Annotated in this window: 16 protein-coding genes; 8 read left to right on the top strand and 8 right to left on the bottom strand. The window is 39.7% G+C overall.

The genetic code is table 11. The features are described from left to right. Positions 1-640: 640 nt before the first annotated feature. Together IQ228_RS05565 and clpS are read right to left on the bottom strand one after the other, a co-directional pair. Positions 641-1,483: a CPBP family intramembrane glutamic endopeptidase gene (locus tag IQ228_RS05565; RefSeq protein ID WP_193962361.1), complete on the bottom strand. Its 843-nt coding sequence runs from the start codon at positions 1,481-1,483 to the stop codon at positions 641-643. Positions 1,484-1,547: 64 nt separating this feature from the next. Next, on the bottom strand, positions 1,548-1,829 hold the full coding sequence (clpS, locus tag IQ228_RS05560; RefSeq protein WP_027401430.1) for an ATP-dependent Clp protease adapter ClpS: 282 nt from the start codon (positions 1,827-1,829) through the stop codon (positions 1,548-1,550). A 272-nt stretch (positions 1,830-2,101) separates the two neighbouring features. On the opposite strand from clpS, the gene IQ228_RS05555 reads away from it, so the two are divergent. Next, the gene (locus tag IQ228_RS05555) at positions 2,102-2,458 is read left to right on the top strand and encodes a hypothetical protein (protein WP_173401695.1); all 357 of its coding nucleotides are present in this window, start codon (positions 2,102-2,104) and stop codon (positions 2,456-2,458) included. Between the two features lie 76 nt (positions 2,459-2,534). On the opposite strand, the gene IQ228_RS05550 is transcribed toward IQ228_RS05555, so the two are convergent. Beyond that, the gene (locus IQ228_RS05550; RefSeq protein WP_015078743.1) at positions 2,535-2,732 is read right to left on the bottom strand and encodes a hypothetical protein; all 198 of its coding nucleotides are present in this window, start codon (positions 2,730-2,732) and stop codon (positions 2,535-2,537) included. Between the two features lie 681 nt (positions 2,733-3,413). Between IQ228_RS05550 and IQ228_RS05545 the strand changes: the two genes are divergently transcribed. From IQ228_RS05545 to IQ228_RS05535, 3 genes are all read left to right on the top strand, one after another. Continuing rightward, positions 3,414-6,035, top strand: a complete 2,622-nt coding sequence (locus IQ228_RS05545; protein ID WP_193962360.1) for a TIGR03960 family B12-binding radical SAM protein — start codon at positions 3,414-3,416, stop codon at positions 6,033-6,035. Positions 6,036-7,572: 1,537 nt separating this feature from the next. Then, a complete protein-coding gene (locus IQ228_RS05540; protein WP_027401433.1) occupies positions 7,573-9,741 on the top strand; it encodes an Rne/Rng family ribonuclease in 2,169 nt (722 codons plus the stop codon). Between the two features lie 159 nt (positions 9,742-9,900). Next, complete coding sequence (locus IQ228_RS05535) at positions 9,901-10,557, top strand: ribonuclease HII (protein ID WP_027401434.1); 657 nt, start codon at positions 9,901-9,903, stop codon at positions 10,555-10,557. A 57-nt stretch (positions 10,558-10,614) separates the two neighbouring features. Here IQ228_RS05535 and IQ228_RS05530 read toward each other — a convergent pair whose 3' ends face one another. Next, on the bottom strand, positions 10,615-11,226 hold the full coding sequence (locus IQ228_RS05530) for a DUF1997 domain-containing protein (protein ID WP_027401435.1): 612 nt from the start codon (positions 11,224-11,226) through the stop codon (positions 10,615-10,617). 107 nt (positions 11,227-11,333) lie between these two features. Here IQ228_RS05530 and pheA point away from each other — a divergent pair, with 107 nt between their 5' ends. From pheA to IQ228_RS05510, 4 genes are all read left to right on the top strand, one after another. Next, positions 11,334-12,197 carry a prephenate dehydratase gene (gene pheA, locus IQ228_RS05525; protein ID WP_027401436.1) on the top strand — a complete coding sequence of 288 codons (864 nt, stop codon included), beginning with the start codon at positions 11,334-11,336 and terminating at the stop codon, positions 12,195-12,197. Between the two features lie 114 nt (positions 12,198-12,311). Then, on the top strand, positions 12,312-13,049 hold the full coding sequence (locus IQ228_RS05520) for a GDSL-type esterase/lipase family protein (RefSeq protein WP_228043710.1): 738 nt from the start codon (positions 12,312-12,314) through the stop codon (positions 13,047-13,049). Positions 13,050-13,655: 606 nt separating this feature from the next. Next, positions 13,656-13,871, top strand: coding sequence for a hypothetical protein (locus IQ228_RS05515; RefSeq protein WP_027401438.1), 216 nt, complete (start codon positions 13,656-13,658; stop codon positions 13,869-13,871). A 14-nt stretch (positions 13,872-13,885) separates the two neighbouring features. Then, the gene (locus tag IQ228_RS05510) at positions 13,886-14,308 is read left to right on the top strand and encodes a PIN domain-containing protein (RefSeq protein ID WP_027401439.1); all 423 of its coding nucleotides are present in this window, start codon (positions 13,886-13,888) and stop codon (positions 14,306-14,308) included. A gap of 7 nt (positions 14,309-14,315) precedes the next feature. Here IQ228_RS05510 and IQ228_RS05505 read toward each other — a convergent pair whose 3' ends face one another. From IQ228_RS05505 to IQ228_RS05490, 4 genes are all read right to left on the bottom strand, one after another. Continuing rightward, positions 14,316-15,521 (bottom strand): ABC transporter permease, encoded by a 1,206-nt coding sequence (locus IQ228_RS05505; RefSeq protein WP_027401440.1) that lies wholly within the window; start codon positions 15,519-15,521, stop codon positions 14,316-14,318. A gap of 171 nt (positions 15,522-15,692) precedes the next feature. Beyond that, a complete protein-coding gene (locus IQ228_RS05500) occupies positions 15,693-17,015 on the bottom strand; it encodes an efflux RND transporter periplasmic adaptor subunit (RefSeq protein WP_193962359.1) in 1,323 nt (440 codons plus the stop codon). Positions 17,016-17,116: 101 nt separating this feature from the next. After that, complete coding sequence (locus IQ228_RS05495) at positions 17,117-17,299, bottom strand: hypothetical protein (RefSeq protein ID WP_193962358.1); 183 nt, start codon at positions 17,297-17,299, stop codon at positions 17,117-17,119. Positions 17,300-17,374: 75 nt separating this feature from the next. Continuing rightward, positions 17,375-19,186 (bottom strand): ABC transporter ATP-binding protein, encoded by a 1,812-nt coding sequence (locus IQ228_RS05490; protein ID WP_193962357.1) that lies wholly within the window; start codon positions 19,184-19,186, stop codon positions 17,375-17,377. Positions 19,187-19,682: the final 496 nt, after the last annotated feature.

The raw sequence follows: 19,682 nt of genomic DNA, 5'->3' as shown, positions 1-19,682 counted from the left end.
TCCAACAACATCCTGAAAATCCTGAAAATCCTGGATATCCTGATTCAGACAAAATCATCTCCAAAATCCCAACAAACAATCATTAAACAACATCCTGAAAAATCCCAACTTCCCACAAACAATCATCCAACAACATCCTGAAAATCCTGAAAATCCTGGATATCCTGATTCAGACAAAATCATCTCCAAAATCCCAACAAACAATCATTAAACAACATCCTGAAAAATCCCAACTTCCCACAAACAATCATCATAATTATGTTGGTGGTTGAAAAGCCTATATATATGGGCGCACACTTTCCCACCTATGACATAATCATAATACAAGCTTTGCGTTTTGTCAAGTCTTGATTGTCTGAATCAGGATGTCAAGGATTTGAGGATTAACAGGATAAATTTTAACCTCTTACCTTTGCGTCTTTGCGCCTTTGCGTGAGACTAAAATTCCTACCCTTAATCAGCAACGCTTTTTTATTAATCAGGTTTTATTTTCAAAATCTAAGTAGTGAGACAGAATTAATTACACAATGTCATTGCGTAAGCGTAGCGTGGCGTTAGCCATATGGAACGAAGTGAAATCAAGCAATTCCAAGGGTTGTGATTGCTTCCCTTCGCTCGCAATGACTGTAAATATTTTTGTTCAATTACTTATACTGTTCCCTGTCACCTGCTGTTTACTACCTATCCACCAAGCTAGTCCACCCATAAACAGCACTCCCATAACTCCCTGCAAAGGATTATTATTTACACCAGTCACCCAATCAGGAACTTGACCCGAATATTTGGTTAATTGCCCTACATTAATAATGTAATAACCCCAAACTAACCCACCATGTAAACCAATTGGTAAGCCTAAACGTCCCCGTCGCCAACGTTTTCCCCATACTTGCGTGAAACCCAACAACACCAAAGCCGGAAACTGGGGTAAAGTATGAATAATTGCCTCCAAAGGTTTAATAAAATGGGATACAGCAAATAAAATTGCATCTATCCTCATAGCGATATTTAATTTATAATCTCGTTGTAACTCATCCAACAACCAACCCCGAAATAATAATTCTTCTGCAAAACCCACACCCAAACTAACTAACAAACCTTCTAAAATTATTTTGACTAGAAATACTTGAGGTTGTTGCCATATTAACCAACCTAGTACACCTTCTAAACCAAATAAAACTAAAACACTAGTTAGTCCAATAGCTAACCCCTGCAACACATTCACCCCATTAAGACGCGTAAATTCTAACCCATAATGGCTGAATATTTTTGGTTGCTGATAAACTTGTGTACCCCAAATATTCAGCAGGAAAATAAACTCTACATATAATATAACTAGAGTTAAAATACTTTCTAAATTAGTATCTTCAACTAGTAAATAAATTGGTACAGCTAAGGGTAGCCATAAGAATAGTAAGGCCAGTATAAAACAAACTAGCCTCACAGGAAAGGGGTATTGGGTAAGTTGAGTAAGATTAATTTTCATAAAGTTAGTCAATTATCATCAGTCAACAATATACTGCTAATGACCAATGACTAATGACCAAAAACTATTCTTCTGGTTCAATTGTACTACTTAAACCATGATTGTTGAGGGTTTCAGAATAGAACTCCGCGTGTTCTTGAGCGCAAGTAATAACCAAAGCTAACCCGTTATGGTGAGCTTCCATCATGATACTAACAGCTTGCGGTTGGGTGATGCTATTAACAGTAGTCATTAGCACTTGTACAACGTACTCCATCGGATTATAATCATCATTATGGAGCAAGACGCGATACTGAGGCGCAAGCTTGCGGGATGTAGAACGCTTCTCAATGGTTTCGACTGACACGGTTCTTTGCTCTTTTATCGTTGATTTACTAGAATATGTTCCTGTTCAGCATTTGCTTAACAGTTATTTACTTCTGCATTGCCGTATTCCCATCTTAAAATACCTTTGGCACTGCTTAGAAGCTTTTCCTATGACATCATAGCACAAACACAAGAAATTTACATTAATAATTGGGACAGAAAAATTTTCCCTTATTTTCTATCTCATCACTGGCAACGGGAATTATTAAAATTAAGGAAACTGCCACACAGAAGTCAATACTCTAGATAGTTATGGATATCAGCCCAAAATTTCAACCAGGACAAATTGTATCTTTGGATTATAGCCATCAGCATCTTTATGCAGAAGTTATTGAAATCGTCGTTTCCCGACAATTGTGCTGGGTGCGCCCTTTACTGCTTGTGAACTCTACCTCAGAATTACCACTCATAATTGATTTACAAGGTGTATCAGATTTGTTCTGGCCACTAGATTTGTTTAGACCGGCTTTAGATACAGAAGTTATTACTTTTTTAGGGCAACTTTTTCCTAAAGAACTAAAATTTGAGCCTGATTTAGTAGCTAAACAACAATTTAATTTATTTATTCATCAACTGTGGCAAGCATATCAACAAGGACAAGAAACATAAAGAGACTTAATTGCATAGGCAATACTAGCAACAATAGGATGTTAGTACGCAGCGTCAATACCTTCCAGTACGAGTATTATCCCCAGGTAGGAACTAACTGTACCCGACCAGCATCCATCTCTGCCATTAGTAATTCTAAAGCTTCATAGTCAACATCAGAGATATGACCTAGCTTTGTTAATTCCGAGTTAATCTCATTTTCGATTTCTGGCGTTAGCTTGCGGATATGCAGGGCTTTTTCTACCAACTGACGAATCACGTATCGAGTTTTCATAACAAATAAACCAAATTGCAGTTACTAGTCATTATCTAAGACAATGCTCGGTATAAAAGGTGATTTATACCTCTCGACCCTGTGATTTAGATCACTACTAAATAATCAAGACCAGTTATTCGGTAACTCTGTTTTTATCAATGATAAGGGTAAAAGTCAAGGTGGACAATTACAGAGAAATTTTCCTGGAACTACCTCCATTCACAGTTTCAGCAAGAGTAACTGCTATAGGGACAGATGATGAATCTGCATTCAGAAGGCATAAGTAGATTGTTTTTTAACTTGCTAAAAAAAAATGTATATATAATTACACTTTACCATTGACTTATGACAATCTTTAAATAAACCCAGTCAAGCTATAAAGATTGAGTAAAGAGACTTCCAACTTGTAGCCAAGTCAGAAAAAAAAGTTGATCTGCAAACAAGATGCAAATCTACACTTATAAAAGCTTAGGGGATAATGTCAATATAATTCCTAAAACTTTGCGCCTTTGCTTCTGGAAGCCTCTGCACGTGCCTCTTTCAGAGGAACTTCGTTAACGCGCAGCGTGCCGTAGGCATAACCTAATTCAGGCAGCACCAAATTTGCAAGATAAAATTATTGAACTTCAGTCAAAATCTCTAATTAATGCTAGTCTTGGGGTGGTTAGCTGTAATTTATGGTAGCTAGAAGATAGCAAAGTGGCTGTTTTAGTTGAACAATTAATAACATCGGATATTTTAAAACCTGCCCGTTACCTGGGTAATGAGCGTTTAGCAGTCCATAAACCTTGGGATACGGCAACAATCCGTTGGGTTTTGACCTATCCAGAAGTGTATGAGGTAGGGGCATCAAATTTAGGGCATATCATCTTATACAATATTTTGAATGTCCAGCCTCGCCAGTTGTGCGATCGCGCTTATCTACCAGGAGCGGATTTAGCCGCCAAACTTCGCACCACGCAGACACCCCTGTTTGCAGTGGAATCTAAACGGTGGTTGACGGACTTCGATATTTTAGGCTTTAGTCTCAGTTACGAATTAGGATGCACCAATATTTTAGAAATGTTGGACTTAGCCGGAATCCCCGTGACTAGAGAAGAACGGTTACAGGGAAATTACCCGCTAATTTTTGCTGGTGGACAAACAGCAACCTCTAACCCCGAACCCTATACAGATTTCTTCGATTTCATGGTTTTGGGAGATGGTGAAGAACTACTTCCCGAAATTGGCTTGGTTTTAGAAGAAGGGAAAGAATCAGGCTTGAGTCGTCAAGAACTATTATTAGACCTGGCGCAAATTCCTGGTGTCTATGTGCCGCAGTTCTATGAGATGGGTGTAGGTGGGGCTGTATATCCCCTGCGTCCAGATGTACCCAAAAGAGTCCTCAGAAGAGTCGCCACACCCATTCCTGCCTATTCTATCGGCTTAGTTCCCTATGTAGAAACAGTCCATGATCGCCTCACCATTGAAATTCGTCGCGGTTGTACTCGCGGTTGTCGCTTCTGTCAACCAGGAATGCTAACTAGACCAGCGAGGGATGTCGAACCGGAAAAAGTGGTAGAAGCTATAGAAAAGGGAATGCGGGAAACTGGTTACAATGAGTTTTCCCTGTTGTCTTTAAGTTGTTCAGATTATTTAGCCCTACCAGCGGTGGGGATGGAAATAAAAAATCGCTTAAAAAATGACAACATTTCCCTCACCTTACCTAGTCAAAGAGTAGATAGGTTTGATGAAAATATTGCCAATATCCTGGGAGGTACGCGCCAAGGTGGGTTAACCTTTGCTCCAGAAGCGGGTACACAAAGAATGCGGGATATTGTCAATAAGGGGTTGACAAATGAAGAGTTACTGCGGGGTGTAAAAACAGCGTGGTCACAAGGTTGGGATAAAATCAAGCTGTATTTTATGATTGGTTTACCCGGTGAAACCGATGCCGATGTGATTGGCATTGTGGAAACGGTAAGATGGTTAAAGCAAGAATGTTGGGAAAAGGGCAGAAGATCCTTAAACTTCACTTTGACCATTTCCAATTTTACCCCCAAACCCCATACTCCCTTTCAATGGCATTCAGTTTCCACAACGGAGTTTGCGAGAAAGCAAAACCTCCTGCGGGAAGAATTTCGGGGAATGCGGAATGTGAAAGTAAATTTCACGGATTTTCGGATCTCGGCGATGGAAGACTTTATTGGTAGAGGCGATCGCACTCTGGGGAAAGTGTTACATCGGGCTTGGAAATTGGGTGCAGGCATGGATGCTTGGTTTGATAATGTAGATAAAGCCTTTACAGCTTGGGGAACAGCCATTACCGAAGCCGGTCTAGACTGGAAATACCGTCAAGTGGAAAATGGCGAATGGAATCTGTTTGCTGTCAGCAACAACGAACAAGAAACTCTATCACCTCTGGATACTCCCTTACCTTGGGATCATATTGATACTGGCATTGATAAAAAGTGGCTGCAACAAGACCTACAACGCGCTCTAGAAGCTGCAATTGTCCCTGACTGCTCTTTTGAAGGTTGTTCTCATTGTGGAGTCTGTGGCACTGATTTCGGTCATAATGTGGTTATGGCTGCACCACCCATTCCCAGCTTTGCCGGCGATTTTGTCCCCAACACCACCAAAGCCCAACGATTGCGAGTATGCTTTGGTAAACAAGGAAATATGGCTTTAGTCAGTCACTTAGATTTGATGCGTCTATTTGATCGAGTTATGCGCCGTGCCGGTTTACCCATCACCTTCACAGGTGGTTTTCATCCTGGACCGAGGATTGCTTTAGCCAGTGCTTTAAGTTTAGGTGCTACCAGTAGTGGAGAAATAGTTGATTTTGAGTTGACTGAACCAATTGATGTGGCAACTTTTCATACCCAATTGGTTAAACAACTACCTGCTGACATTCCTGTGTATAATGTGGTAGAAATAGACATCAAGTCTCCCTCCGCTACCCAAAAGCTAGAAGCAGCCGAGTATTTACTCACATTGTCTACAGCCCAAAGCGAGGGACAATCGGCACAATGGCAAAACTGGATTGAGACTATTAAACATCAAGAGGAGATTTTATCGGCACATACAACCAAATCCGGTAAACAGCAATTAATAAATCTGCGCGATCGCCTGTGGGAGATAGAATTAATTTCAGTCTCTCATCAAGAATTGGACTCAATAGCCGTTGTGCGTTACTTGGGTAGCTGTCGTCCTGATGGAGTAATCTTGCGTCCTGAGCAAATCTTGTCTATGCTAGAAACAGTAGCAAATGTAGAATTTCACATCTTGCATATCCACCGCCAGCGTCTAGTAGTCTGTCAACCCGAAAATGACGGGTGAAGGCAAGCAGGGGGAGAAGAGAAGCAAGGGGGGCAGGGGAGGGAAGAACAGCAGTTTTTTCCGCTCATTACCCGTCAAAATAAATTTGACGAACTTCTAGTTATTGGCTAAGTTGCTAGTAGTTGTCAAAAATTAGCACATTGTAGGAATTGATTTTTGGCAAGGTTGCGTTAGAATAATGATCAAGAGAAATTTTCTGGCACTGCATTGAATGACTTGATTCACTCCCTGCGATCATCACAGGAACGAAGGCAAAGATATACAGTAGATTGCAAATTAATGAGGTACAGGATCTAAATTCAAAGCCGGACAGCAAGCCAGTTTTACTCCTGACTCGGTGAATTCTGCTGTAAGAATGTCACTTCTAAGATTGTATCCCAGAGAAACTCTACTGCTGATTACAAATCACAAGAAATAACGAATGGCACGGAAGCCATTTGGCTTTAGATAATGGAGGAAGTGCCAACGGCGAATTTATTCGCAGTGACATGATATAATTAATGAGCTAGTAGGAGTAACTATCAACGCAAAGAAGTGTTTTATTAAGGAGAAACCCCTGATTTATCTCGTCTCGGCATAGCCGTAGCCTGGGTAAACAAGCAATGGTGAAGCATGGAGCGTTTAACACTAAAAACTGATGGCATCGGAAAGCACTAAATCAATCTAAAAGTAAGCACAATTGCAATACCTGTCGTACTAGTAATTGTTTTGAGTGTCTAAGGGATACTTGACTGTCCCTTTTAAGCAAGTCTTAAAGAATCTGCGTGTCTTCAGACCGCAGAGTGTCAATAACAATAGCTTTCCTTAACTTCTCCATTGACCGATCCAAGTCCATCTCTTAAATAAGACTTGCTTTTATTGCGGGCTTTTAAGCAATTGCTATGAATGCAAGTGTGTTCAATTGTAAAAATACAACATAAATATTGACAGGGATTACAACCCTGCCATAATTCTTACAATGATGACCACATGAGTTATCTGCACCTAGCTAGACTTTCTAGTAAAAACACGGATAGTGAATCCAGTGATTAAGGCAGATTTCCCTACATCGGCAGATGGTAAACCCAAAGAGATACCGTGTCTAGACGCAGAGGTTTTTTACCACGCGTGTGTTATTTCAGAAGTCAGGAGTCAGCGAGTCAGGAGTAAAAACCTGGTTGGGGATGAGTTTCATGATTAATTGATGTCCTAACTACCTTGTGTGTTGCTATATTTAGATATGGTCAGCTTTACTTAATGAATCTTAACTTTGAAACCGATATCTACGGATATCCAAAGTTTAAATAGCAGCGTATAGTAGGGGAAATCAGCCAAGGGCGGTTGATGGAAGTTCTTAGACTATATACAGCTATTCAGGAATAATCCGGCGTGTAAACGCAATCACAGTATCATTAGCTCTTCACAACTTTGCAGAGCTACTCAAATTGAAATTTTTTATTACTAGTAGCGTCTTGTAGCAGCGACCGTTAGGACAAGCGGGATAACAAAGAAATTCCTGGTAATTCCCGGCGGTGCTGCCAATTTTTGAGGAAATTGAATGCCAAAACAAATTATCATCGCGGAGCAGCATCAAATTGCTGCTGTATTTTCAGAAGATCAAATACAAGAACTCGTTGTAGCTACGGGTCATCACCAAATTGGTGATATCTATCTGGGTGTAGTAGAAAATGTATTACCTGGGATAGATGCGGCTTTTGTCAATATCGGCGATCCAGAACGCAACGGATTTATTCACGTCACTGATTTAGGTCCATTAAGGCTGAAACGTAGTGCAGCAGCAATCACAGAACTGTTGACACCACAACAAAAAACCTTAGTGCAGGTGATGAAAGAGCCAACCGGATCAAAAGGTCCCAGGCTCACAGGTAACATCACATTACCTGGACGTTATGTAGTGTTAATGCCCTATGGACGAGGGGTAAATTTATCGAGACGGATTAAAAGCGAAAGTGAACGTAACCGGCTGAGAGCTTTGGCTATTTTAGTGAAACCAGCAGGGATGGGGTTACTTGTACGCACAGAAGCAGAAGGAAAGCCAGAAGAAGCCATTATTGAAGATTTGGAAGTGCTGCAAAAGCAGTGGGAAATTGTCCAGCAAGAAGCAGTGACTTCCCGTGCGCCGGCTCTACTGAATCGTGATGATGACTTTATTCAGCGCGTTCTTAGAGATATGTATGGTAGTGATGTGAATCGCATAGTTGTTGATTCCAGCACTGGTTTAAAACGAGTGAAGCAGTATTTACAAAACTGGAGTGGTGGACAAACACCCCAAGGATTGTTAATTGATCATCACCGCGATCGCTCACCCATCTTAGAATATTTCCGCATCAATGCCGCCGTCCGTGAAGCCCTCAGACCCAGGGTAGATTTACCATCAGGCGGTTATGTGATCATCCAACCAACGGAAGCTTTAACCGTCATAGATGTGAACTCCGGTTCATTCACCCGTTCGGCAACTGCCAGAGAAACAGTGCTGTGGACAAACTGCGAAGCAGCAGCGGAAATTGCCCGTCAGTTACGGTTGCGGAACATTGCAGGTGTGATTGTGGTTGATTTCATTGATATGGAATCCCGACGTGATCAAATGCAAGTTTTAGAACACTTTAACAAAGCTCTTAAAGCTGATAAAGCCCGTCCCCAAATTGCCCAACTGACTGAACTAGGTTTGGTGGAACTTACTCGTAAGCGTCAAGGTCAAAACATTTATGAATTGTTTGGCGAAACTTGTCCTACTTGTGGCGGCTTAGGACATACCGTCAGATTACCTGGAGAACTAGAAAACCGTCTGCCTATACCGGCTGCGGACATCCCAGAGCGATTTGTACCCATACCGCAAAGAGAATCTCGTCCACCTGCACCCACTACTCGCATACCAGATATCGGTAGTGTGCCACAAGGGACACCAAAAGATGTCTATGATGGCTTTGGTGATGGATTTGAAACTGAACCGGAATTTAGTTCTCTGCATCTGATCAATCATCCTAGTTACCAAGAATTAAATGATAAGCGTCGTACCCGGACCCGCCGTAGCCGCATTAGTGTGAATGGTGGTAACGGTAAGGATGAATCCCGCTTACCTAGTAATCCTCTAGCTTTTGTTAATGATTCAGATTTAGACTTAGAAGAACCTGAATTACCAATACCAGAAATCTCTCCCCCAACTATTAATAAATCAGGTTGGACGGAAAGACCAGAACGGACAAAGGTAAAATTAGACCCGATTAAGGTAGAACCACCAGAGGTGATTACGGTGGAAATGTCAGCAAAGGAACAGGATACTTATGCTGAAATGGGAATTTCTCCTTTACTCAAGTTAGATCGGGAAGGAAAAAATCCTAGATCGGTGATTATCAATGTTGTGCAACCAGGACAATCACCTATTGAAGAATCTGAAGTTGTCCCTGAACCAATTGTTACTGAAAAAACACTTCCTGAAGTTGTCGCTATTAAACTACCGACATCGAAATTTGAGATAGAAGAAGATTCATCCTTTCCACCATTAGCAATATTTCCAGAATTGACAGAAATTCTTGGAGAAAAAGCAACTAAATCTGAAGGAAAAATAGAACCTGAGAAAGAAACTAAAGTTGAAGAAAAAACGGAAATTGAAAAAGAAATAGAATCTGATAGTAATAGTAGTTCTATTCCTAATCGTCGTCGTCGTCGTCGTTCATCAGCCCTAGATACAGATGGTTTCGGACTGTGATTTTCATGATTTGTGTGATTTTTGTGATTGATTAATTAATTAATTGATTAATTAATTGATTGATTAATGAATTAATCAGGTAAATCAAATCAATGAGATAAATCATAGTTCCGATTAATCATCTACATCAAATAAATCAAACAAATCATAGTTTAGACAATGGCAGACATTAAACCTGCATCCTGGGATAATTCGAGTTGGTTAGAGTTTTCTACTTACTCAAATATGCAGGGTGCAGTTGGGGGTGTAGATGAGGTAGGTAGGGGTGCTTTATTTGGGCCTGTGGTAGCAGCGGCAGTTATATTACCAGTAGACGCTTTATCAATACTGATGTTAGATAACATTAAGGATAGTAAAAAGTTGTCTAGTTCTCGGAGAACTAAACTGGCTCAAAAAATTGCCACGTTGGCTGTAGATTGGAGAATTGGTTATGCTACAACGAAGGAAATAGATGAGTTGAATATTTTACAGGCGACTCTTTTGGCAATGAAGCGGGCTGTTTTGAAGTTGCGGGTAAAGCCGGAACTGTTTTTGATTGATGGTAATCAGTTGGTGAAGAATTTGCCAATACCTCAAGAAACAGTTGTCAAAGGTGATGAGCGATCGCTTAATATTGCCGCAGCTAGTATCATGGCAAAGGTTTGGCGTGATGATTTGCTGCAACGGTTAGCGTTAAAATATTCCCTGTATGATCTAGAAAAAAATAAAGGTTATGGAAGTCCGCGTCATTTACTGGCGCTTCAAAAATACGGACCTTCATCTTTACATCGTCGCTCTTTTCGTCCCTGCCAAACAATTTTAGATTTTAGATTTTAGATTTTGGATTCCCAGTTTTTGAGGACAATTGCCAAATTTGCCTTATTTTCCCATAAACTACTCAAAATTTAAACTTGGTAATATGGCTTGCACCACGCTACCGCTATCGGGGATGTTGTGATCAGTTTCGTTATTTTGATTTTGCGAGATTACCCAATGACGATAATCTGCTAAGAGGTGATGTAACAATCTTTGCTTAATTGTTAGTAGTACACTTTTGAGCAATCCATTCCCTGTGGTTTCTAAAATTGATTTGGGTGTAAAGGAAAATGGTTGCGGTATGTCTACTAAAACTTCCAAATCAGCTTTTCCTTGCAAGTAAGTTTCACCATTGAGTTGAACTGGTGACAAATAGCCTTTTAAATTCAGTGCAAACCTTTCGTTAATATACTCAAAACCCAGTATCTCACAACCGAGCGATCGCAAATAAATTGTTCCGGTTGCATCCGCCCAGACCCTCATGTCTACAGTTGGCTGAATACTCAGTGACATAAAAGACAGAGGACGCATTTTTAATCGAAAACCTTCTTCAGAAAGTTGTTGAATTCTTGTATTATCAGCTAAGGCATTGACTAAACGTTGAGGCTGCCGCAGGTAGTGTTGAATAGGAATAGATTGCTTAGGAAGGGAAATTTCCACCGATTGAGAGGCAATAAACTTAGTAACCATGAGCAAATTAAACCATTTGTTTTTAATTGTAATATTTTTTAACAATTTGAATTGCCAAAAATCTAACTATTAATTCATTATTCATCAAATTCGCCAAATTTAACAGCATGAACCAGAAAATCGCTCATTTGGGTCCGCCAGGAACTTATGCCGAACAAGCGGCTTTTTTTTATCTCAACTGGTTAAAAACCCATTCGGACATTAATTCTCAAAGAAGCTTTGAATTATGTCCATATTCTACCATTGCTCAATCCCTGCAAGCGATCGCCGATAAACGGGCAGAAATAGCTGTTGTCCCGGTAGAAAATTCTATTGAAGGTAGTGTCAATATGACAATGGATAGCTTATGGCAATTGGGGAATTTAAAAATTCAATTAGCTTTAGTTTTACCAATTCAACATACATTAATTTCCTATGCTACAAATTTAGATAATATTAAAACTGTCTATTCTCATCCTCAAGCGTTAGCGCAATGTCAAAAATGGATATCACAGTTCTTGCCAAATGTCAATTTAATTCCCCGAAATTCAACCACTGAAGCACTACAGGGATTAGAAGCGGAGGTCACTACAGCAGCTATATCTTCTAGTCGGGCGGCACAATTGTATAATTTACCTATTCTTGCCAGAGGGATTAATGATTATCCAGAAAACTGTACTCGGTTTTGGGTAGTAAGCAGGGAAGAAAATCATCCCGTTGATTGTACTCATACATCTTTAGCATTTAGCGTGCCAGCCAATATACCAGGTGCATTAATGAAAGTATTGTCAGTATTTGCTCATTTGGGTATTAATCTGAGTCGGATTGAATCGCGTCCGACAAAACGTTCTTTAGGGGAATATTTATTCTATTTGGATATTGAAGCAGATGTAAATGCACAAATCATGAAATCTGCTTTGGAAGAGTTGCGAAATTATACGGAAATTTTGAAAATTTTTGGTAGTTATAGTGTGTTACCAATTAGTTTATAATTGGGGAGATGCAAAAAATCAATGATTGGGCGCAGGACCTGCGCCCCTACTTTGTGGTAATAGTGTAAAAATATATAGAATATTCTGGAAATATCCATTACATTACTTTTTGAAATGCCAAGTTTTCCGACTTCTACCTTAATGCAAATATCTGTAGCGCCAAAACTTTGTCAACCTTTAAAGATTGTCGCCTTGGGGGATAGCCTAGTATATGGATACGGTGATCCAGAGAAAGGCGGTTGGGTGGAACAATTGCGACGGTGGTGGATGTTACCGGACAGTGTGGGTCATGTGCTTTATAATTTGGGGGTAAGGGGCGATCGCACACAGCAAATATGCCAACGTTTAGAAGCAGAATTTCGTCACCGGGGAGAAATCCGCAATCGTGTTCCTGACTTGATTATTTTGTCTGTCGGTGTTAACGACACACCTCGGTTAAGAAGTCCTAACGGCAGAAATTACACAGATTTTAGTCAGTTTGAATCAGAAATCGCCACATTGCTGGATCAAGCTCAAAAACTCTGTCCTGTGCTGTTTGTGGGGATGGTTCCCGTAGACGAAAGCAAAATGCCCTTCCTTGATTGTTTATTCTACAATCATGCCGACCAATACCGCTACAAAGAAGCAGCACGACAAGCTTGTGAACAAAGACAGATTCCCTATTTAGATATTTTTGATCAATGGATGCAGCGGAGTCAAGGATGGAGAAGCGATCGCCTCACCAGTGACGGACTCCACCCCAACACCCTGGGTTATCAAGACTTATTAGAAGCCGTACTCAACTGGAAAGAATTATCCCAATATCATTGTCAAGCTGATTATCAGGCAGAATTACAGCAGGAATTTAGATAAATTGGCTGTCAGAATCAGGTGGTTATCGAGCGATAGCCTGCGTGGCGTAGCCATAGTCGAGATAATGTCCAGGATTAAAGGATGAACAGGATTAAAACAGGGATTTTACAGCACTTCCCGATGTTATGCAGAGTTTGGGTTTATGGTCATTGTCATTGGTGTCAACTTAACGTAAAACCTGTAACCCGCCTGGGAATGATAACGTAGCGTGGCGTAAGCCATATTTCCAGTCTAATAGCAAAAGTTGTCTTTTGATGACTAAAAATCCCCAGTTTACTTTAGTAAACTTTACTTAAGTAATTGGACAAAAATATTTACAGTCATTGCGAGGGAAGGGAAGCAATCACAACCCTTGGAATTGCTTCATTTAACTTCGTTCCATATGGCTAACGTCACGTTGCGCTAACACAATAACATTGTGTAATTAATTCTGTCTCACTACTTATTAGCCCGGAAATATGGCTTACGCTTGTAAACCCCTACCCCCCAAGATTCCACCCGATTAACCCTCCCGTACCGCTACCGTAAAAAGATATTTTGATAGTAGAAAAATATTTCTTAACGACGCTATAATAAAAAAATCTATACTTCAATGAATAACTAATTATGAAAAAAATAGAAATAGAACTAGATCAAGAAACCTATGACAAAATACAGCAACTAACCCAGACTAATCATTGTCAAATCTCAGATTTAATTAAAGCAATGATTGAGCAATTGACTCAACCAGAAATTCTCAACGATTCATTTATTGGCAAATGGTCAGATGATGCAGAATTAGTTGATCAAATGATTGAAGATATGTTAAAACATAGAACCTAAAAAATGCCTTGACAGTGAAAAATAAAACTTTAATTGATACAGATATTTTGTCAGAAATTCGCAAAGGTAAAAATCCCCAAGTTATAGCTAAAGCGATTGCTTATAAAACTATTTTTAAACATTATACGATATCTGTAATTACAGTTTCAGAAGTTATCAAAGGATGGAGAAAATTAAACCGCAATGATCGGATTCAGGAATTTTTAATAGATTTACCACAAATGGAGATCTTATCTTTAGAACAAAAAAGTGCTGAATTATCTGGATTAATTTACGCTGATTTAGAAAAAACTGGACAAACCATAGGATTAGCAGATGTATTAATTGCTGCAATTGCCATAGAAAATAATTTAATTCTAGTAACAGGAAATACTAAACACTATCAAAAAATTCAATCATTAGGCTATCCTTTGCAATTAGATAATTGGAGAGATTGATTTAGAATCAGCCACTTCTGAGGGCGACAATGGGGTCTAACATAGCAGCTTGTCGGGCGGGAAAGACACCGAAAACTAAGCCTATACTACCAGATATTGTCACAGCTACAGCGATCGCATATAGGGGAAATTGAGGAGTTAAAGGCGTGAAAAATGCCAAGGGGATAGTTCCCCCAACTCCTAAAATTATCCCCAGCAAACAGCCAGAAAGAGAGAGAATAATTGCCTCAATTAAAAACTGCGCTAAAATATCATTCTGAGTTGCCCCAACTGCCTTGCGTAAACCAATTTCTTGAGTGCGTTCAGTCACAGAAACTAACATAATATTCATAATGCCAATTCCACCTACTAACAGAGAAATGGCAGCAATTAAAGCTAATAATAAAGATAAAATACTAGTCACCTGAACTACCAATTCTTGAAACTTTTTATTAGCGAAAACAGCCACATCTTTCTTACCATGTAGTCGAGCCAGAATATTAGTAATTTGAAAACCTGCCGCGCGAACACTATCTCTATTTTTTGCAGTCACTAAAATATAACTGAGAGGAATATCAGATATTGATCTACGTCCAACTAATCTATTAGCAAATGTTGTCAGTGGGACAATTGCAGTTTGATCCAAATTCTCCCCAGCAAATGCACCCTTTGATTGCAATAAACCAATAACTTGAAACGAGATATTATTAATCATCACTTCTTGTCCCACAGGATTTTCATCACCGAACAACTTGCGGCTAGTTTCTGCACCCAAAACAGTGACTTGAGCCTGTTGTTGCTGTTGTTTTTGATTAAACATTCTACCAGTGGCAAGAACAAGATTTTGCACAGCGAGCAAATCAGACGTAGTTCCTTTAACAGTTGTGGATGTTAATTTATTATTAAAGCTAATTGGCATTTTCTGCTCATCTATAGGAGCAACTTTGCTAACACTAGGAACTTGAGCTTTAATTGCTTCTGCGTCTGATAACACCAATTGAGCATCAGGAAATTTCATGCCTTCATCATCTTCAAAATTACTATATACCGTGAGTTGATTTGCTCCAAACGCCTCAAGTTTTCCCAACACAAGATTCTGTGCGCCCTGTCCAATCCCAATCATACTAATAACAGAAGCATTGCCAATAATTATTCCCAGCATAGTTAGTCCGCTACGGAGTTTATTAGCAGCGAGAGTTGCAAAAGCCATGTTCACACTTTCTAGCAAATTCATAATTTAAAACGATAAAAAGATAAATTTCTTCTGCTGACTCCTTACACCAAGAAACCTGCAAATAAAAAACACCCAACCACCTAAAGCAAAAAATTTCTTAAACTCTCATTCCTCCGCGTTCTCTGTGTCTCTGTGGTTCGTTTATTTAAGTATTTTTTTAATTAGAAATCCCTAAGATCCCATAGGACGATCAACACCATCAATTAATTGATTAGCTGGTGGTTGGATAAAAACCCGTTCACCCTCAGAAAGTCCGCCCAAAATTTGCGTTTTATCACCAGAAGTAATTCCTACCTGTATCGGATGAAATTTGGCTTGATTATCCTTATCTGGTAACAATACACCCACTTGCCCCTCTTTACCAGAAACCACAGCAGCCGAAGGAATTACCAAAGCATTGCGAATGTCATTTACTAGAAAAGTTAACTTCACATTTAGCCCTACCTTGAGTTTATCTTGACCCGTTGCCAAAGCAATCTTGACTCGCATAAATGTGACATTTTCTTCCTTAACTCCTCTGGGGGCAATCAAACGGACTTTCCCTTGAAAAACTTGATCAGGAAAAGCATCAAGGCGAATTTCTACAGGCTGATTTTTCTGAATCTGCGCCATATTTACTTCGGGAACTTTAGCTTCTATTTCCAAACCACTGGATAATTCAGCAATGGAGGCGCTAGTTCCCCCTTCATTAGTGGAAACAGAAGTATTTGGAGTTACAAAGTCCCCCGCTTGGGCAAAACGTCGGGTAATTAAGCCAGAGAAGGGAGCGCGAATGAAAGTATTTTCTAACTGATTTTCGTAAAATTGTAATTGGGCAGTTGCTTGAGCTACTTCAGCACCGGCTTTGGTAATTTCCTCAGTTTGATAACCGGAAAGTAGTTTTTTCAGTTGTTGTTGGGCAGATATCAGACTAAATTTAGCTTGTTCTAAGTTATCTTTAGCACTTTTTTCTTCATTTAAAGCCGTATCTAGTTCATCACGGGAGATTGCTCCTTGAGATACAGGATATTGCCTACGCTTAACTCGTTGAGAGGCTAATACTAAGCGAGATTCAGCTTCCCGGACTTGGGCTGTATACTTACGTACATCAGCTTGAGCGATCGCAATTTCTTCTGGTCTATAACCCTTACGCTTTTCTTGTAATTCGGCTTTTGCCTTCCATAACAGCGCTCGATACTGATTCACCTGGGCTTGAAAGGCTTGACGCTCCATTTCTGCAACTAATTGTCCTTTTTGGACAAAACTACCTTCATCTACATAGAGTTTGGCAATTCGACCGGCTTCTCTTGGGCTAATGTTAATTTTGCGAACTGGTTGCACGACTCCATTGGTTTTGATTTTAATTTTTAAGTCGCTGCTAGTGACAGGAACTGTTAAATCTGTAATATCTTTTTTGCTGGGTTGATACCAATGGCTGAAATAAGCAATACCCATTCCAGATAAACTCAGTGCGGTCAGCCCAATGAGCCAAGGAATCGGATTTTTGATGTTCATGACTGACTGATGGAATAACGAACCACAGAGGCGCAGAGGACACAGAGAAATGAGATTGGAAGATGATTTCTGCGTAAGTCCTAGAATTAAGTTTTTTTGTATTACACTCCGTACTGTTCTACTTGCATATTCCAGAGGGCTGTATATTCGCCTCCTAGTTGTAACAGTTCTTGGTGAGTGCCATCTTCAATTAAATGACCATCTTTAAGAACTAAGATGCGGTCAGCCCAATGAGCCAAGGAATCGGATTTTTGATGTTCATGACTGATGGAATAACGAACCACAGAGGCGCAGAGGACACAGAGAAATGAGATTGGAAGATGATTTCTGCGTAAGTCCTAGAATTAAGTTTTTTTGTATTACACTCCGTACTGTTCTACTTGCATATTCCAGAGGGCTGTATATTCGCCTCCTAGTTGTAACAGTTCTTGGTGAGTGCCATCTTCAATTAAATGACCATCTTTAAGAACTAAGATGCGGTCAGCCATTCGCACTGAGGCTAATCTGTGGGTAATGAGGATGGTAGTTTTCCCTTCCGCTAGTTCCACAAAGCGTAGGTAAAAATCACACTCGCTGCGGGGGTCTAGTGCTGCGGTAGGCTCATCTAGAAGGAGTAGTTGGGCTTCTTGACGGACAAAGGCACGAGCTAGAGCTAATTTTTGCCACTGTCCTCCAGAAAGTTCTGTACCACCAAACTGCTTACCCAATTGTGTATCTTCTCCGCTGGGAAAATCATCCACTAGTTTGACGATATCGGCTTTTTCTACCGCATATCTGAGAATTTCTCGATCTTCTAGGGCGGCTAGGTTTCCTAAGGCGATATTTTCTCCCAGGGTGAGCGAGTAATGTCCAAAGTCTTGGAAAACCCCCGCAATTTGCTGTCGCCACTGCTCTAAGTTCAAATCTCTCATATCTATACCATCAACGATAATCCGTCCTGTGGTGGGGTCGTAGAGCCTAGTTAATAGCTTAACTAGAGTGGTTTTACCTGCGCCATTTTCTCCAACTATGGCTACTGTTTTTCCTGGGTAAAGGGTAAAGGAAATATCCTTGAGCGCTAATCTACCATCTGGGTAGTGAAAATCAACTTTCTCAAAGGTAATACCTGCACGAATCGGAGTGGGGATTTTTTCTCCAGGTATGTTCAATACCATTGGGGTGGGACTGTCGAAAAAGTTGAAAAACTGCTGCATATAGATAATATTCTCGAACAAATCCAACCAATGACTGACAAATCTTTCTAAATTATTCTGGAAGTAAGTTAGTGATTGTACGAATAAAAGCACACTTCCTGGGCTTAACTGTCCTCTGAAAGCTTGCTTGACTACCCAATAGAAAGAAAATCCATTTCCTAATGTACTCAAAATAGCTAAACTAGATGACCAAAATGCTTGTTTACCTCGCAAATGCCGCATAGATTGATGTAAAGATTGAAATGCTTGTCCGTAAAGCTGCATAAAAAATGCACCTAGCTGAAACAACCTAATTTCTTTGGCATAGGTATCAGTGAGCATTACAGAGGTGTAATACTGCATTTTTCGAGCTTGGGGACTGTTTTCAAATAAAGTGATCCAAATCTCTCTACCATATTGGGAAGAAACTACGATCTGGGGTATAGTGGCGATCGCAATTACCAATGGTATCCAAACAGCCAGGGGAATTAATAGCCCAATTACCACAATTAAAGTAATCAATGAGCGGCTTAATTCTACCAAATTCTCGACTAAGTTTAAGGGTTTATAGCTAACCTGTTGTTGGAGAAGTTGCAACTCATCATAAAATTCAGCATCTTCAAATCGGCTCAAGTCGGAAAAACTATCAGCTTTTCGCATTAATAATAAACTAATATGAGCGGCTAATTTATCATTGAGATTTCCTTGAAGTGCCAATATCCAAGGATAGAGAAGGTTTTCTAATAGCAAAGCTCCCACCCATGCTGCTACTAAAAGCCACAAAATTGAATCATCTAATGCTTTACCAGTTGTTAAGGCTGTAGCAACAGTATCTACCACTAGTTTGGTAATCCAAACACTCACTCCAGGAAGAAACCCCTGTAATAAGGTTACAGCAATTAAAAACACCATTTCTTGAGGTGCTGCTGTCCATAACAAGGGTAAGGAACGCCATAAAACTCTACTATAATCTTCCACCCAAATTCTTAAATCACTCATTAATTAACCCTGATTTTTTTATAAGCTGTTAGATAATTCCCTGATTTTCAAAAGTTTGATATTTTCTAAGTAATAACTAGATTTATTACTTGGGAGAGATTCTTCAAAAATAAAATATGCAGTGATCAAATTTCATCCCTTTTAGTGCGTAGTTTGAAACCCTTGTAGAGACGTTCCATGGAACGTCTCTACAATCTTTACCGAAGAAGTTTAATCATTTACTAGCAAATTTATCAGAGATTTTTCGGATTCTGCTGTCTATTAATTTAAGATCTTACTTTTGAAAATTTTTGTTCTCCACTTCTTAAGGATGAATATTTTAAAATTTTTCAACTGTATGCTGTCTGACAATCTTACTAAAGGAGTAACTATAAAGAAATAGAACTACTCTTTTAAATCAGCTAAGTAGGTTATACTGAAAACGGTTCATAGTTTAACCAAATATGAAACCCCTCTGGTAAACCTCTCCTTTGCACCCCTCCCTGACCCTCCCCTA

This window comes from Dolichospermum sp. LEGE 00246 (assembly GCF_015207865.1).
In the GTDB taxonomy this organism is placed as follows: Bacteria; Cyanobacteriota; Cyanobacteriia; order Cyanobacteriales; family Nostocaceae; genus Dolichospermum; species Dolichospermum heterosporum.
The sequence above is the reverse complement of the archived record's forward strand: the minus strand, read 5'-3'. Positions and strand labels throughout refer to the sequence as shown.